This window comes from Streptosporangium sp. NPDC050148 (assembly GCF_055586505.1).
Map to the genome: position 1 here is coordinate 1 of NZ_JBVJIA010000055.1, position 14,388 is coordinate 14,388.

The window sequence follows — 14,388 nt, forward strand, 5'->3', positions numbered from 1 at the left end:
TTGCCGCTTGCGCACGATCTTCGGCTCGAAGCTGGCGTCTCGGTCCCGCGGCACCGCGATCTCCACCGGGCCAACATCGGTGATGACGGTCTTAGTGCGGGTGCCGTTGCGGGTGTTGCCACTGCCGCGGCCGGCCGGCTCGTGCTTGTCGTAGCCGAGGTGGTCGGTGATTTCGCCTTCCAGCGCCGACTCCAGGACCAGTTTGGTCAACCGGCCCAGCAGCCCGTTCTCACCGACCAGGTCCAGTCCCTCGGCGCGGGCCTGGTCGACCAGTTTGGCCACCAGCTCACGGTCCGAGGTCTCGTCGTTCCGCGTCACCGCGGGCTCCTCCAGGTCCATCGCTTCGGATGCCTGGATCACGGTACTCGTCACAGGTGTCTCCTTGATCAGGAGTTACACCGTTGTTTGTACAGTCCCTGGCTCGGCTGTCACCGTTCGTCCACTCCCACCTCGGAGTCCACGGCACCTACACCTTCGCCCTGCCCGACCTCGCGCCCGGCGCCATCCGCGACCTGCGTGACCCGGACGCCACCGAGGACGACGAGATCTGACCAACACGGGTGCGTGTTGGGTCGGACCGGGGCGCCCTGCCCCGAGCCTCGGGCACTCAAGCAACCACAGTTGACTATTCTCGAAATAGTCAACTAGAGTTGCTTGCATGCCGGTACAAGACGCACCCGTACCCCAGGATCCCGCCGACGCGCTCGCGGCGGTCGCGGCGCTGCGGCGCCTGGCCGACCAGCTCGAGGACGCCGCCGTGGAGCAGGCCATGCGCGCCGGGTGGGGCTGGCCGGAGGTCGCCGAGGCGCTCGGCGTCACCCGCCAGGCGGTCCACAAGAAGCACGCCAAGCGGCTCATCGCCGCCGGCGTGACGCTGAGGAGACGACAGTGAGCACGATCGACCACTACATCAACGACATCGTCGTACGGGGAGCGGCCGAGGCGCGGGAGGAGAGCTCTGCCACCACCGAGGCCCACCACCTCCTGCTGGCCATCGCCGCCGTCGAGGGCACCGCCGCGCACCGCGTGCTGACGGCGGCGGGGCTCGGGCGGCAGGCGATCAGGGATGCGCTGGACCGGGAGTTCGAGCACAGCCTCAACACGGTCGGGGTGTCCCTCGCCTCCTACGACCTTCCGAAGCCCTTCCGCAACCCCAAGGATCACCCGAGGCCCGGCGCCTCCGCCCGGCTCGCGCTCGAACGCGGCTTCGCCGCCGCCAAGGGCAAGAAGGACCTGCGTCCCGCCCATCTGCTGCTCGGCGTCCTGAGCGCCGGCGTCGGTACCGTGCCGCGCGCGCTCGCCCTGGCCGGTGTCGACCGGGCCGGCCTGATGGATCTCCTCCAGGAGACGCTCGCGCGCGAAAACTGGTAACCGGCCCCCCTGTCCCCACGCTCCGGCCCGGTTCGGGTCGCGATGCGCCATGCCCTCGTGCCGGGCTTGCGCCGGCATGTGCTCCGGCACGAGGTCATCCGATCACGAAGAGAGGCCGTTTCATGACGAAGAGCAACGACGTCGTGCTCGACGTCGACGGGCTGCGCATGCGCTACGGCTCGCTCGACGTCCTGCACGACGTCACGTTCCAGGCCCGCCACGGCGAGGTTCTGGCCTTGCTGGGTCCGAACGGCGCTGGCAAGACCACCACGATCGAGATACTGGAGGGCTTCCGCGTCCGGTCGCAGGGCCGGGTCTCGGTGCTCGGCGCCGATCCCGCGCATGGCGACGAGCAGTGGCGGGCCAGGCTCGGGATCGTGCTGCAGTCCTGGCGCGACCACGGCAAATGGCGGGTACGCGAGTTCCTCGCCCACCTCGGCACCTACTACGCCCCCTACACCGTCCCCGGGATCTCGCGGCCCTGGGACCCCGACGAGCTGATCGAGAGAGTCGGCCTGACCGAGCACGCCGGCAAGAAGCTCAAGACACTCTCAGGCGGCCAGCGGCGCAGGCTGGACGTGGCGATCGGCCTCGTGGGGCGCCCCGAGGTGCTGTTCCTCGATGAGCCGACCACCGGCTTCGACCCGCAGGCCAGGTCCGACTTCCACGATCTCGTACGCGACCTGGCCGACGCCCGCGAGACCACCGTCCTGCTCACCACCCACGACCTGGACGAGGCCGAGAAGCTGGCCGACCGCATCCTCGTGCTGAACGGCGGCCGGATCGTCGCCGACGGCACCGCCGCCGAGCTGGCACGACGGATCGTCGGCGAGGACGAGGTGCGCTGGGTGCGCGACGGGCGGCGGTACGTCGAGCGGACGCCCGACTCGACCACGTTCGCCCGCGAGCTGTTCGCCCGCTACGGCGACGACGTCCAGGAGCTGGAGGTCCAGCGGGCCTCGCTGGAGCAGACGTACCTGGCGCTGGTGCGCGAGGCCGAGGAGGTGGCCCGATGAACGCGACCGTACTGCGCGCGGGCTGGTCCCGGGGTCTGATCGAGCTGCGGCAGTCGTTCACCAACGGCGCCGAGCTGTTCTCCCACTTCCTGTGGCCTGCCCTGATGGTGGCCACGCTGTTCTTCATCCGGGACCTGCCGGTCGGCGCTCTCCTGCTCGGCGCCGTGGCCTTACCCGGCATCCTCGGCATGAACGCCGCGACCGGCGTGATCGGCATGAGCCAGCAGCTCACCGCCGACCGCGAGGACGGCACGCTGCTGCGTGCCAAGGCGACCCCGCACGGGATGCCCGCCTACCTGATCGGCAAGGTGATCTCGGTGTCCGGCGGCCTGCTCGCCGACCTGGCGATCTTCCTCGTGCCCGCCGTACTCCTCGTCGAGGGGCTGCGGATCGGCCCGCAGTCCTGGCCCGGTCTGGCCTGGGTACTGGCGCTCGGCCTGGTCGCGACCCTGCCCATCGGTGCGGTCCTGGGCTCGATGTTCACCACTGCCCGCGCCCAAGGACTGATCCAGCTACCGTTCCTCGCTGTGATCGGCATCTCCGGCATCTTCTACCCAATCACCGTACTGCCCGAGTGGCTGCAGTGGATCGCCCAGATCTTCCCCGTCTACTGGATGGGGCTCGGCATGCGGTCGGCCCTGCTGCCGGACGCGGCGGTCGTCGTCGAGATCGGCGCGTCCTGGCGACACCTGGAGACCGCCGGAGTGCTGGGCGCCTGGGCGCTGCTCGGCCTGCTCATGGCGCCGGTCGTGCTGCGGCGGATGGCACGCGGGGAATCCGGCTCGACGGTGGCGGCACGCCGTGAGCGTGCCCTGCAGCGGACCGGGTGAAGGCCATGACCGTCACGACGGTGACCAGCCGGTCCCTGGCGCCGGACCTGGCCCGGGGCGTGATGTTGCCGGCGATCGCGGTGGCGGATCTCATCCGATCCCGCAGCAGACGAAGCCTGACCCGCCACCCGCATCAGAACGGCCGGTCACGGTAAGAGCCGCCTGCCGGGCTCCTTATCGTGACCGGCCGCTTGGTTGCTGCTCAAGCCCCGTGACCGGTGGCTCCTCGATGCCCTCGCGCGGCCTGCAGCCCGTCCTCACCCATGAGGCCAACCTAAGCGCTCGGCGCGGCCGCCACCCTCGATCAGCGTTCAGGTGCCGCCGCCGAGGATGGCGGCCATCCGGTAGGCGGCGTGGGAGTCGAGCTTGCGCCGTCCGCGGTTGTAGCGCTGGGTGGTGACCGGGGAGGCGCGGACGAACAGCGGCTCGCCCCGGGCCCGGCCCTGCAGCAGCGGCTCCAGCAGCGCGCGCACCCGGGGCGGAACCGGCAGGCGGTCGGTCCTGCCGCCCTTGCGCCGGAACAGGATCACGGCGTGCCCGGCGTCGACGGCGACCGAGCCGACGGTGAGGGAGACCGGCTCGCCGACGCGGACGGCGCACACGCTCAGCAGCGCCACGGCCGCATGCGTCGGCCGGATAGGGCTCGGCGCCGTCGATCAGCGCGGTGGCCTCCTCGACGGTACGGCCCAGTTGTTCCATTCACGCTACTTGCTGTAGCCGATCACCACCGCGCTCCAAGTTGGTGGAAGGTGGTGTTGGTCTGGGCGTCGTTACGGAGGGTGTAATTGTCGGCCGGCAAATTGTTGCAAACCCACGACTGAGGCGGATCCTCCAGCCTGTAGTAAAGGCGGCAGCTGGTCAACAGCCCATGGCGGAGCAACCTCCATTGGCCCTGCCCGGTTCCGTTGGCATCGACGTCGATACTGATCGTCCCGCCGGGGAAATTGTAAAAGTGGAGAGCGCAGGTTGGAACGACATACCCGGGATCGGCCTGGCAGCGCTGCGTCGGGTTCGCCGCTGCACCGCCCGCCGAGGCGGCGGCGGGCGCGGTCAGCAACATCACCAAGGCTGATATTCCACCTGCGAGAGTGAGGAGTTTCTGCCGATTCATCATCATCCTTTGCTGCTTACGAGCGATCGTTGCGGATACCGCGATTAAGTTGTACGCGGGGTAGCGGAAATAGCGCATGTTTTCGTTGTACGGCTACTGTGATCTTACAGAACCGCAACGCAAGTGAAAAAGCATAGAATTTGCCATTTTTCGCTTTTATCCTGCCAGGCGGTTACACCATCCTGGTTTGCGCTTTCAGTCCGTCGACGGGCCTGTCATGGGCTGGATCATCGGTGCCGCGTGCTTCGTCGCGGTCAGTGCTGTGGCGCTCATGCTCGCGGACGGCAACTCCTGGTCGGCGGCGTTGATGGTTGCTGCGATCGCCTTCGGCGGCGCACGCCCCTCGCCGACAAGGTCATCGGGTCGCCGGATCAGCCGCAGCGCTCGCGCCGACGCTGAACCTGCCACCGTGCACCAGCAGGCCGCACCAGTTGGCCGGGGCCGGAGCGGTCACGCGAAGACGCGCTCGACGACAGTCGCCTGGCTGCACCGGTTCAAACGGCTCCGGGTGCGCTACGAGCACCGCGCCGACCTCCATCAAGGAATGCTCGACCTGGCGTGCAGCCTTGTCTGCCTACACCGCCTTCGGACCTCATTTTGAAACGATCAGTTGGGAAACGTGAGGAACGGCTGTGGTCTTCACCCTACTGGCGCAGGTGGTTGATGCGGGTGAGCACGTCGTCCACGTGAGGGTGTATCTGGACCTTCAACCCCTCGCTCCAAACCTCATCCTGGTAGTGACAGCTGAGGTACAGGTCCCTGGCGTGCTCCAGGACCGGACGGTGTTCCGGAGGCAGGTGGTCCAGGGCCCAGTCAGCGGCGGCGTCCTTGGGTTTGATCTCACCCGTGGCCAGGGTGGTCCAGATGCGGGCGAGGGTCAGCAGGACGTTGCGGGTGTCGCCGTCCAGATCGGCCAGAAGTTCGGGGATGCCCGCAACGCTCGCCCGGACGAGGTCCGCGTGCGGCACCGGGTCCAAGAGCTCGGCAGGAGGCGGCCCGACCAAAGGGTGGTCGCCTGTCAGGACCACGGTGAGGACCAGGGCCAGGTCCGGCATCGGGCCGCGTTGCGGAGTCCCGCCCGTTTGGAACTCCTCGCGCAGCCACTCGCCGTAGAGGAAGTCGCCAACCGGCGGGAACCGCCAGGGGCGGACCTCTGACTGGACGACAACGGTGAGTTCGACCGGCCGGACGGTAGGCGTGAGGCCAGAGATCTCCAGCAGACCCTCGACGAGCGCCCGCCGCTTCCGCTCATCGAGACTGCGCCGTGTAACGGTCAGGACGTCCAGGTCGCTGGCCGGGGCGAGCCCCCCGAGCACGGCGGAGCCGTGGAGATACGTCCCCAGGAGGTCCGGCCCCACGACGTCACGGACGAGCCCGACGGTCTGCTCAAGTTGATCCATCACATCAGTCTGACTACTTATGAGCTTTAGGGTCTTCAGACGTCCAGCATCGACAGGGCGTCATCAGCGTGCGGGTGCTCTCATCCAAGCAGGCCACCGTCTTCGACCCCAGGCAGTAGCGGCACCCCAAGACGGCCGCGACCGCAGGGTCGGACCAGAGGCGATGCTCCCCGGCCGCCGTGGCCCGTGCCCGGGTCGCGCCCGGCCTGGATCTGCCTGCGTCCGCGACATCGCGCCCGCGCCTCACCATCACGGCAAAGGTAGGTGGGTAACTCTCGTGTCACGCTAAGCGGCGGGAGGGGTGCGTGGATGGATTGTGCGCTGGACATGCCTTCTGGCCAGGAAGAACACTCACGCGTCGACTTACCGTCGCCCTCGGGACCACCTTGTTCCTCGGTCTCCTGACCCCTTCCGCCCATGCCGGCACCCTTGCCACCTCGCCGCGCCAGCCGGTCATCATCCCGGCGGGGATCGAAGCCCACCAGGTCCACCAGGCGCACATCGGGGTGTCGGGCATCGCCCACCTGCAGACCAACCTCGACCTCCAGCCGACCGCGTCGGGCACCTGGGCCGACGCCGCCTTGCAGGTCACGCTTCCCGCGGCCGGTACCTACGTGCTCAACCTGGACGTCCGCGGACTGCTCCAGGGCGGACTGCTCCAGGGCGGGCCCCCGGTCAACGCCTACATCATCGCCCGCCTCTTCAACGTCACCTCAGGCACCGTCGTGCCCAACAGCGCGCGGATCGGCGACCGGCCAGCGGCCGAGCCCCCGGCGGGCGTGTTCGGAGAGATTCGGCCTCCAGGGCGGCCGGCTCGCGGGCCCGGACCGCGGCGATCGGTTCGGGCTCGGGGTGAGTAGATGGTCGGCGCGGTCGCCCTGCACAGGGCGCGGCTCCCTTCCAGCGCACGCAGGCCACCTTCCTCGTTGGGGCTCGTGTCCCAGCGCGAGGAGATCGTCTTTACCGTGCGCCGCGTTCACTTCGAGCACCTGAATGACTACATTCTGTAATGACTTCGAGGTGGCCGGCAGATCATCGTCCGGCCCGACGAGAAGCCTGGTCCTGTCCTGTCACACAACCGAAAGAGAACCAGCATGCCGCGCATCACGAAGACCGCCATGGCCATCGCCATGACCCTGACCGCCTGCACCGGCGCACTCACCGCCTTCGCCGCCCCGGCGCTGGCCGACCCCGGCGGCACCTCCGGCCCGGGCGTCCGCGCCGCCGCCGTCGTCAACGCCGATGGCTCCATCGTGCGCTCCAAGGGCGTCACGACCGTCCGGAAGATCGCCACGGGCCAGTACTGCATCCGGCTCGACGCCGACGTCAACGCCGCCACCACCGCCCCGGTGGCCACCGTTCGCTGGACGAGCGCGCCCTGGAACTCCAGCATCTTCGTCCGCCCTGACGGCGTCGCAAGCTGCGGGGACTCCCGCGACGTGTTCGTCGGCACCGGCACCGCCGCCGGCGCCCGCGACACCGGCTTCCACGTCATCGTCCCCTGACCGGAGCCCGCAGTAATCAGGCATCACCTCGCGTTGATGGCCACCGCCGAAACCACCCATGAGATGGGCGGGGAACCTGGCCAAGGGGGCGCCCCGCGCGCCCCCTGCACGCGGGAGTAAATCAGTAGAAGATCTCGGCGCCCCCGACCTTGATCCGGTGGGGGTGGCTGTCGACGACGAGATACCGACAGTCGTCGTAGGGGACCTCCAGGACGACGGGGCTGACGTTGTAGAAGCCGCCGTGGTAGCTGTAGGCGTCCCCGTCGAGTTATGCCTGGTAGTCGTCGCTGTCCATGAGGCACACCCGGGCGGTCGAGCCGCGCAGTTCCACCTCGAAGCGAGCGCCGGACGGTGGGTGGGTCCGGTGCCGACCGGCCGCTGGGGGGCTTGGGTGCGGGCCTGTTCGCGTCGGGAGGTGGCCAGGTCGGCCGCGGCCGGATCGCGGCGGGCGTGCTCCCGGTGGCGGCGGGTGTCGTCGAGCCGACGGCGGTGTTCCTGTTCGCCGGTCGAGGCAGCCCGCCTCGGTCAGAGCGGCCAGCTGCCGGTCCGGAAGCCACGCGGCGGCCGAGCGGGTCTTCGGCACCCTGATGCCGCACCGCCGGCCCGCAACCACGAGACCCGATCGGCCGACTCCGAGTCGATGATCTATCGGTATTGGTCGACGGCCGACGACATGACCCGCCGCTTGACCGGAACGGCCACCCCGACCTGGCGCGATCCCGCACCGGGCGGTCACTTCGGGGCGTCCCGTAGGGCGGATCGAGCGCCTGATGGCCGGCCGGACGGTGGTGATGGTGGCCCACCGGATGCGGACGGTCCAGCGCGCCGACCGCGTCGCCTTCCTGGACGGCGGCCGGGTCGTCGAGGAGGGCGATCACGAGGAGCTGGTACGCCGATTTCCTCCACGTTGGTGCGGTAGGCTCCCGGTAGCAGCTAGCCAAATTTGGCTAGTGAAGATCGGGAGGGTTCGATGAAGCCGGTACGGCTGCTGGTCCTGGGCGCGCTGCGCAGGCGCGGGCGCGCCCACGGCTACCAGGTCCGCGCGGATCTGGAGTCGTGGGGCGCGCACGAGTGGTCGACCGCCACCTCGGGCTCGGTCTATCACGCGCTCAAGAGCATGGCCGCTCAGGGCCTGCTGGTGACACACGAGACGGTCGCCTCCGAGGCCGGGGGACCGCCGCGAATCGAGTACGAGCTGACCCGGCAGGGCGAGCGGGAGTACCTCGACCTGCTGGGTCAGGCGCTGGCCGATCGCGAGCCCAGCCTGGACGTGCTGGGCGCCGCTGTCGGCCTCATCGAGGACCTTCCCCGGGAGCGGGCCCTGGAGTTGCTGCGCCGGCGGGCCCGCGCCATGCGCGAGTGGCGCGCGAGCATCACCGCGTACCTGCCCGAGGGCACGGATCTGGCGACCTGGGGCCCGGTCGGCGAGGTGCTGTCCCTGTGGCTGAGCACCGCCGACGCCGGCGCCCAGTGGACCGACCGGATGATCCACCGCCTGGAAGAGGGCGCGTTCACCATGGCCGACGAATAGGAGTTCCCCCGATGGCCAACGAGATCGCCATACCGCTGCTTCCCTGCCGCTCCATCGACGAGATGGTCGACTTCTACACGATGCTCGGTTTCCGCCAGGTCTACTACCAGGTCCGGCCGAACCCGTACGTGTTGCTCAAACGCGAGGATCTCCAGCTGGGCTTCTTCGGCATGCCGGAGGCGTTCAAGCCCGAAGACTCCTACGGGACCTGCGCGATCGTCGTACCGGACACCGCAGAGCTGTTCGAGGCGTTCGCCGCGGGCATGCGCGCGGCACACGGCAAGCTCCTGGTCTCCGGCATCCCCCGGATGACCCGGCCGCGCAGGCGGAAGAACGACGGCAACCACTCCGGCTTCGCCGTCATCGACCCCGGCGGCAACTGGATCCGCTTCACGACCGCCCGCCCCCTGCCGGAGAAGGAGGAGGCCACGAGCAGGCTCACCACCTCGCTGGACCGGGCGGTCGTGATGGGCGACTCCAACGGCAATCACGAGCGGGCGGCCGAGATCCTGGACGGCGCCCTGGAGCGGGACAAGGACACCGCGTCGGCGGCCGAGCTGCTGGAGGCGCTGGTCTACCGGGCCGAGCTCGCCGTCCGCGCCAAGGACCACGCCGCCGCCGGGCACGCTCTGGCCCGGGCGCGCGCCCTCACCCTGACCGAGACGGAACGCGAGCGGCTCGCCCAGCCCCTGGCGGCCATCGACGACCTCGAGGCCGTGTTAGGTCTCTGACCGGGTACGGCGCTTGCGCGGGGCCGCCGAGCGGGGCGGCTGCGCGCGCATGTGGTCGCGCACGCGGGTTCTGCGCGCCGCGTGACCGATGCGTCAGACGGCGCGATCGGCGGGGGAGCGGGACGGGTCCGCACCACGGTCCGGCGGATCACCTCGCGTACCGGTTCACTGCGTGCGGTACCGGCGACGATGTCGCGTTGCAGCCGGGCCTCGGCCACGCCCGCAGCGTGGGGAGTCGTGTGATCTTCCCGCCTTTACGCCTCGCCCGGGTTTGTTCGGATTTTCGGGACGGCCCCAACGGGACAGATACCTAGCGCCTCTGCCCAGCCCACCACCACTCACCTGACTTTTCGTATCTTCTTGACTACATTCGGTGAGCGGTCGATCGGGGAGAGGTTCCCCCCGCGGACCGCATACGCCTCCGCCCCTACCGGCACCTGGCACCGCCTCCCAGGGCGCTCCGCCGGGTCCAAAGGAGCAGCATGCAGGCATTCCAGACCGGCGAGATCCCCCACGGTTTCGCCTTCACCGAGAACGGTGCACTCATCCACTACAAATACGCCGTCGTCTTGGCCATCCCCATGGCCAACCAGCCCAGCTGGTCCGGCGACGGCTATCTCTCCTTCGGCAGTGACTGGGCCGATGCACGGCTCAGGGTCGCCGTCCACGACGGCACAACCTGGAGCGCCGTCGAGACCATCGACGTCCTCGCCGGAGGGCCCCGCGTCAACTTCGGCAGCAGCAAGCTGGCCGCCCTGGCACACAAGATCAGCATCGGCCGGGTGAAGACCGGCCCCAACGACACGGTGGACGACGCCCCAGCAAGCTGGCTGCTGCAATACCAGGCCCTCTAACCACCCGGGCACGTCCCGGCGGCCCCGGTCCGGCGCCCCGTCCGGCAGGGCTGCCGGAACGGCGCCACCAGCCCGAACGCACCGACCCCCGCGCGTACAAGGGCGGTTCGCACCGCCGGAGGAGAACATCCTCACCGTGGCGCGCGGTGGCCGGTGTGCCCGGGAACGGCGCTGCGGGGAACGAAGACCTCTGGCCCGGGGCGCTCGGCGCCAGGTCAGAGGCTGCGCCCCCTGGCGGGGCCTGTTCGGGAAGATGCGCGAAGACGGCGAGCGGTAGGTGGGTCCAGCGCCGACCGGTCGCCGGGGTGCCCGGGCGCGGGCCTGTTCGAGTCAGGAGGCGGCCAGGCCGGCCGCGACCGGATCGGCGGGCCTGGTCTCGGTGGCGCCGGGCGTCGTCATCGAGCTGGACAGCCTCACCGCGAGGTGACGATGCCGGTCGTACGCGTGGGTCTGAGGGCTGGCCGACACCGGTGGGTGCAGGTGGGTGTCTTCCGGCTCTGCTCCCTACCCCTGGAGCTCGCCGGTGAGGCGCCAGGTGCAGCAGTCGGTGGGCCGACCGGCAGAGCTGAACCGATGCCGGTCGGCCCCAGGGTTCAGCTCGTCTTCAGCGTGCTCTTGGTCATGGGTCGGCAGGGCGGCGTTTGGAATACCACGCCGTCCAGGAAGTTGCCGGCCGTCGGGGAGCCTCCCGCGGCCGACACCGACTGAAAGGCGAATCGTGTGGTGGTCTGTCCCGGCGGGACGACGTAGACCCCGGTGTATCGGCGCCAGGCGGTGTCGTCATCGGAGATGTCCGGGGACGAGGCTCCGAAGGGGATCTGGGCCACGGTCGCGCCCGGTGCGCCGATGAGCACGTGCATCACGTCGGTACCGAGACGGCCTCGGTGATACAGCGACCAGGTCATCGGCGTGCCCGGCACGGTGGGCACGTCCTGGTAGAGGGTGGAGACCTGGGTGGCGTTGAGCTCGGCGAACTGCCCGCCATCGGCCGCCGGGACCCCGCTCGCGCCGCCTTGCCAAAATTCCAGCTTGTTGTCGGTGGCGGTGGTTCGCCAGCCGACGCCGGGGTTGGTCGAGGCGTCGGAGATGGAGTAGTCGACCCCGGTCACGGGCGGTCCCTCGAAGCTGCCGTTGATCAGGTCGACGGGCGCATAATCGCACGGAACGGCGACGGTGACCGTGGCGGTGCTGGTGCCGCAGGCGGTGGTGATGGTGTAGGTGAAGGTGTCGGTGCCACCCAGACCTGCGGCGGGTGTGTAGATCACGGTGTTGCCGGAGATCGTCGCGGTGCCGTTCGCGGGCTGGGTGAGGCCGGTGATCGTCGGCGCGGTGGCGGTGTCGTTGGCCAGGACGGGCACGCTGACGGCCGTGGCCTGCCTGGTGGTGACGCTGTCATCGGCGGCCCGGGTGGGTGAGATGGACTGCCCGCCGGCGATCTGGATCGGCGGGGCGGCGGTGTTGTTCCCGAGCTGACCCGGGGCGGCCAGGACGCTGCTGATCCCGGTCGGCCGGATGGTCATGGAGCCCCCGGCGGTGCCCTGCCTGACCTGGAAGGCGATGACCTTCGCCGGTGGGTCGGTCTTGCTGCCCGAGGAGGGGATCGTCAGGGTGTTACCGGAGATGGTGCCGGCCCCGGCTTGGCCGACGACGTCGGCGTGGGCCAGCAGCGACGACACGTCCCAGGTGGTGGTGTAGCTCCTGACCAGGAACGGCCACTGATTCGTGCGATGGGCCAGCGTAAGGGTGAAGGTGCCGCCCGGTGCGATCTGCCCGCCCCACAGGGACGGGGAGGTGGTGACCGAGATGGAGCCGCTGCCTAGCCTCATGCCGAACGCGTTCTTCCAGTAGTACTCGACGGGGTAGGTCGCCTGCCCCGTCCGGACACACGGCGCGGCGGCGGCTTGTGTGCCGGCTTGCTGCACACCGCCGGCGGCCCGCGCAGCGGCATCGGCCGCCACCGGCGTCCCCGACACGGCCAGCGCCGACAGCAGGCAGGCCAGCGCGGTGAGCGCGGATCTGAATCGTTGTGATGACAACACTGAACTCTCATTCCGTCGTGAGGGATGCCCTCATAGATCAACTTCACGACGGACGCTACTCTCCGTGGTCAACGGATTGCGGTAGGCGTGCATGTGATCTGTCGCCGGTCGCCGGCGGTGTCCAGGTCGGCCCGCCCGCGCCGGGGGTGGCCGAGGGAACGGGGCCGACAGGGCGACCGCTCGGGCGTCGGCCGCGGCCGCGCTGCCGGCTCACCTCGACGCGAGGTGACGATGCCGGTGCCGGGCCTGGGCCCATGGTCGGACCTCGTCGTCGAAGTGGTGGCGCAGGTGATCGCGAAGCAGGGTGGCATGAATCGTGCGACCCGGCGCGCGATGGAGCGCCCGGCTGGGGATGGTCCGCCATCATCGCAGCCCGGCTCATACGAGCCTCAGATCGCGAACACCGCCGATAGCCGGCCGACATGTCCACGGCTCGGTGGGCGGTGTCCTCGGCTGCTGCGAGCCCACGTGGTACGCGACAAGCACCGCTCATCCGTCAAGCGTGCGGCTGCTCACGGGGTCCATCGCAAATGGCCCTCCGCGTCAGCCCCCGCGAGGGACCGCCGCCGACGCCTGGGGGAGGCTTCCGTCTGCCTCAGGAAAGCGGGGGTGAGGGAGAGCGGTGACCGGCCGTGGTGTCGGCGACGGTTTTCAAGGTCAGGCTGTAGGCGGTGAGGACTTCACCGATGGGCTCGAAGTAGGAGGTGCCGCCCTGGCCGCAGTCGCCCGAGCCGCTGGAGGCGATGCCCTGGGCCTGGTCGATGGAGATGAAGGGGCCGCCGGAGTCGCCGGCCTCGGCGCAGACACTGGTGCGGGTCAGTCCGAAGACATTGCCTTGGGCGTAGGTGACGCTGGCGTCGCGTTGCTGGATGAGACCGCAGTGGAAGCCGCCGGCGGAGCCGGAGCGGCAGACGGATGCTCCTTCGAGAGCGATTCGGGCGCCGGCGACGGGTATGGTGCCGCCCTGGCCGTCGTCCACCGCCGGGGTGGTTCGCCAGCCGCTGTTGACCTGCACCCAGGAGTGGTCGCCGCCGGGGAAGACCGACCCGCGAAAGACCCCTTGAACGGTCCGGTTGAAGCCGGTGGTCACAGCGCCGGTCCTGCCGCAGTGCCCGGCGCTGACGAAACCGTCCCGAGACCCCTGGAACACCGCGAACCCCACCGAGCACCGCCCGGTACGGCCGACGTAAAAGGGGTGACCGCCCCGCACCTCGTGCGCCGCCGGGTCGTGCAACGGCTCGGGGACCTCGGTGGAGGGCAGGACGACCACCGCGGCCTTGTCCACCCCGACGGCCTCGATGACGTTCTGGGTCTCGTCGGTCTTCTGGGCCAGCAGCACCACCCTGTTGCGCTTGGCATCGACGTAGCGCACGCTGGCCACCAGCGGCTTCATCGGCAGCGCCTCATCGAGCATGCTCTTGATCGTGGCCAGTTCGCTCAGCGAGCGGGTGACGATCTCCGCGTGGGCACCGGCGGCCAGGATCATGGAAGTGTCGGCGGCGCTGGTGGTGGCCACCACCAGCCGATGGGCGCTGGGCCCCCGCAGCCAGGCGCCGGCGAAACGCGCCCCGAGCCTCTGGCGCAGCTGCGCCGCCAGCGGGCTCAGGCGGGCCTCATTGAGCAGCCGGGTCCGGGCTTGTTCCGCCGTCAGGCCCAGATCACGCTGCATCGCCTCCAGCATGGCCGGCGGTGGATCCGGCTCCACGGCGGCGGACGCGGTCACCGGGGGGGTCGATGGGGTGGCCGGCCGGTCTGTTCGGTGTGCGGCGCCGACCGGGGCGGCGGCCAGTGCGACAACGATGACGGCCAGAACGCAGTCCCTGCTCACGGCGTGTCCGGTGGACATGCGACCCCTCCTCGGCCTTGGTTCTCAAAACGTGAGGGGAAGGTGCCACCGACCACGGGCTGATCGTGTGACGCGGGCAACGCGATCCTAGATCAGCCGTTGCCGCCCACGACCGCGCCACGCAGAACCCCCCAAAGGAGAGAGGCCGAGAAGG

At 69.7% G+C, this 14,388-nt stretch carries 17 protein-coding genes and 1 pseudogene; 11 read left to right on the forward strand and 7 right to left on the reverse strand.

Translation table 11 applies throughout. The annotated features are described in order from the left end of the window. Positions 1 to 339 (reverse strand): transposase (locus ACZ6RT_RS35905; RefSeq protein WP_470158500.1); only part of this gene is annotated, 339 nt, incomplete at its 3' end. Between the two features lie 62 nt (positions 340 to 401). Here ACZ6RT_RS35905 and ACZ6RT_RS35910 point away from each other — a divergent pair. From ACZ6RT_RS35910 to ACZ6RT_RS35930, 5 genes are all read left to right on the forward strand, one after another. Continuing rightward, positions 402 to 551, forward strand: a complete 150-nt coding sequence (locus ACZ6RT_RS35910) for a hypothetical protein (RefSeq protein ID WP_470158456.1) — start codon at positions 402 to 404, stop codon at positions 549 to 551. 107 nt (positions 552 to 658) lie between these two features. Then, complete coding sequence (locus ACZ6RT_RS35915; protein WP_470158457.1) at positions 659 to 892, forward strand: hypothetical protein; 234 nt, start codon at positions 659 to 661, stop codon at positions 890 to 892. After that, positions 889 to 1,371: a hypothetical protein gene (locus tag ACZ6RT_RS35920; protein ID WP_470158458.1), complete on the forward strand. Its 483-nt coding sequence runs from the start codon at positions 889 to 891 to the stop codon at positions 1,369 to 1,371. Before ACZ6RT_RS35915 ends, ACZ6RT_RS35920 begins: the two co-directional genes overlap by 4 nt. Before the next feature lie 122 nt (positions 1,372 to 1,493). Then, positions 1,494 to 2,387 (forward strand): ABC transporter ATP-binding protein, encoded by an 894-nt coding sequence (locus ACZ6RT_RS35925; protein ID WP_470158459.1) that lies wholly within the window; start codon positions 1,494 to 1,496, stop codon positions 2,385 to 2,387. Beyond that, positions 2,384 to 3,217 (forward strand): ABC transporter permease, encoded by an 834-nt coding sequence (locus ACZ6RT_RS35930; RefSeq protein WP_470158461.1) that lies wholly within the window; start codon positions 2,384 to 2,386, stop codon positions 3,215 to 3,217. Before ACZ6RT_RS35925 ends, ACZ6RT_RS35930 begins: the two co-directional genes overlap by 4 nt. A 311-nt stretch (positions 3,218 to 3,528) precedes the next feature. Here ACZ6RT_RS35930 and ACZ6RT_RS35935 read toward each other — a convergent pair whose 3' ends face one another. Further along, a complete protein-coding gene (locus tag ACZ6RT_RS35935; protein WP_470158462.1) occupies positions 3,529 to 3,834 on the reverse strand; it encodes a hypothetical protein in 306 nt (101 codons plus the stop codon). A 104-nt stretch (positions 3,835 to 3,938) separates the two neighbouring features. Continuing rightward, positions 3,939 to 4,406, reverse strand: coding sequence for a hypothetical protein (locus ACZ6RT_RS35940; protein WP_470158463.1), 468 nt, complete (start codon positions 4,404 to 4,406; stop codon positions 3,939 to 3,941). A gap of 397 nt (positions 4,407 to 4,803) precedes the next feature. Here ACZ6RT_RS35940 and ACZ6RT_RS35945 point away from each other — a divergent pair. After that, positions 4,804 to 4,929: pseudogene (locus ACZ6RT_RS35945) on the forward strand (IS5/IS1182 family transposase); the annotation flags it as partial. 43 nt (positions 4,930 to 4,972) lie between these two features. Here the strand turns inward: ACZ6RT_RS35945 and ACZ6RT_RS35950 are convergent. Beyond that, positions 4,973 to 5,728 carry an aminoglycoside adenylyltransferase family protein gene (locus ACZ6RT_RS35950; protein WP_470158465.1) on the reverse strand — a complete coding sequence of 252 codons (756 nt, stop codon included), beginning with the start codon at positions 5,726 to 5,728 and terminating at the stop codon, positions 4,973 to 4,975. A gap of 386 nt (positions 5,729 to 6,114) precedes the next feature. Here ACZ6RT_RS35950 and ACZ6RT_RS35955 point away from each other — a divergent pair, with 386 nt between their 5' ends. From ACZ6RT_RS35955 to ACZ6RT_RS35975, 5 genes are all read left to right on the forward strand, one after another. Next, the gene (locus ACZ6RT_RS35955) at positions 6,115 to 6,588 is read left to right on the forward strand and encodes a hypothetical protein (protein WP_470158467.1); all 474 of its coding nucleotides are present in this window, start codon (positions 6,115 to 6,117) and stop codon (positions 6,586 to 6,588) included. Between the two features lie 234 nt (positions 6,589 to 6,822). Beyond that, the gene (locus ACZ6RT_RS35960) at positions 6,823 to 7,233 is read left to right on the forward strand and encodes a hypothetical protein (protein ID WP_399192571.1); all 411 of its coding nucleotides are present in this window, start codon (positions 6,823 to 6,825) and stop codon (positions 7,231 to 7,233) included. Between the two features lie 970 nt (positions 7,234 to 8,203). After that, positions 8,204 to 8,764 (forward strand): PadR family transcriptional regulator, encoded by a 561-nt coding sequence (locus ACZ6RT_RS35965; protein WP_470158468.1) that lies wholly within the window; start codon positions 8,204 to 8,206, stop codon positions 8,762 to 8,764. A gap of 11 nt (positions 8,765 to 8,775) precedes the next feature. After that, positions 8,776 to 9,495, forward strand: coding sequence for a VOC family protein (locus ACZ6RT_RS35970; protein ID WP_470158470.1), 720 nt, complete (start codon positions 8,776 to 8,778; stop codon positions 9,493 to 9,495). Positions 9,496 to 9,977: 482 nt separating this feature from the next. Further along, the gene (locus tag ACZ6RT_RS35975; RefSeq protein WP_470158471.1) at positions 9,978 to 10,349 is read left to right on the forward strand and encodes a hypothetical protein; all 372 of its coding nucleotides are present in this window, start codon (positions 9,978 to 9,980) and stop codon (positions 10,347 to 10,349) included. Between the two features lie 330 nt (positions 10,350 to 10,679). Here ACZ6RT_RS35975 and ACZ6RT_RS35980 read toward each other — a convergent pair whose 3' ends face one another. The 3 genes from ACZ6RT_RS35980 to ACZ6RT_RS35990 all read right to left on the reverse strand — a co-directional run bounded on the left by ACZ6RT_RS35980 (position 10,680) and on the right by ACZ6RT_RS35990 (position 14,234). Next, positions 10,680 to 10,817, reverse strand: coding sequence for a hypothetical protein (locus ACZ6RT_RS35980; protein WP_399192578.1), 138 nt, complete (start codon positions 10,815 to 10,817; stop codon positions 10,680 to 10,682). Positions 10,818 to 10,942: 125 nt separating this feature from the next. Then, entirely contained in the window at positions 10,943 to 12,385 is a 1,443-nt protein-coding gene (locus ACZ6RT_RS35985; protein ID WP_470158473.1) for an Ig-like domain-containing protein, read from the reverse strand. Between the two features lie 598 nt (positions 12,386 to 12,983). Continuing rightward, positions 12,984 to 14,234, reverse strand: a complete 1,251-nt coding sequence (locus tag ACZ6RT_RS35990; protein ID WP_470158475.1) for a S1 family peptidase — start codon at positions 14,232 to 14,234, stop codon at positions 12,984 to 12,986. Positions 14,235 to 14,388: the final 154 nt, after the last annotated feature.

Excerpts from the sequence above, each read along its gene's own strand:
- ACZ6RT_RS35915 (WP_470158457.1), top strand. The coding sequence starts at position 659 with ATGCCGGTACAAGACGCACCCGTACCCCAGGATCCCGCCGACGCGCTC.
- ACZ6RT_RS35925 (WP_470158459.1), top strand. The coding sequence starts at position 1,494 with ATGACGAAGAGCAACGACGTCGTGCTCGACGTCGACGGGCTGCGCATG.
- ACZ6RT_RS35930 (WP_470158461.1), top strand. The coding sequence starts at position 2,384 with ATGAACGCGACCGTACTGCGCGCGGGCTGGTCCCGGGGTCTGATCGAG.
- ACZ6RT_RS35940 (WP_470158463.1), bottom strand. The coding sequence starts at position 4,406 with ATGCGCTATTTCCGCTACCCCGCGTACAACTTAATCGCGGTATCCGCA.
- ACZ6RT_RS35950 (WP_470158465.1), bottom strand. The coding sequence starts at position 5,728 with ATGGATCAACTTGAGCAGACCGTCGGGCTCGTCCGTGACGTCGTGGGG.
- ACZ6RT_RS35960 (WP_399192571.1), top strand. The coding sequence starts at position 6,823 with ATGCCGCGCATCACGAAGACCGCCATGGCCATCGCCATGACCCTGACC.
- ACZ6RT_RS35965 (WP_470158468.1), top strand. The coding sequence starts at position 8,204 with ATGAAGCCGGTACGGCTGCTGGTCCTGGGCGCGCTGCGCAGGCGCGGG.
- ACZ6RT_RS35970 (WP_470158470.1), top strand. The coding sequence starts at position 8,776 with ATGGCCAACGAGATCGCCATACCGCTGCTTCCCTGCCGCTCCATCGAC.
- ACZ6RT_RS35975 (WP_470158471.1), top strand. The coding sequence starts at position 9,978 with ATGCAGGCATTCCAGACCGGCGAGATCCCCCACGGTTTCGCCTTCACC.
- ACZ6RT_RS35990 (WP_470158475.1), bottom strand. The coding sequence starts at position 14,234 with ATGTCCACCGGACACGCCGTGAGCAGGGACTGCGTTCTGGCCGTCATC.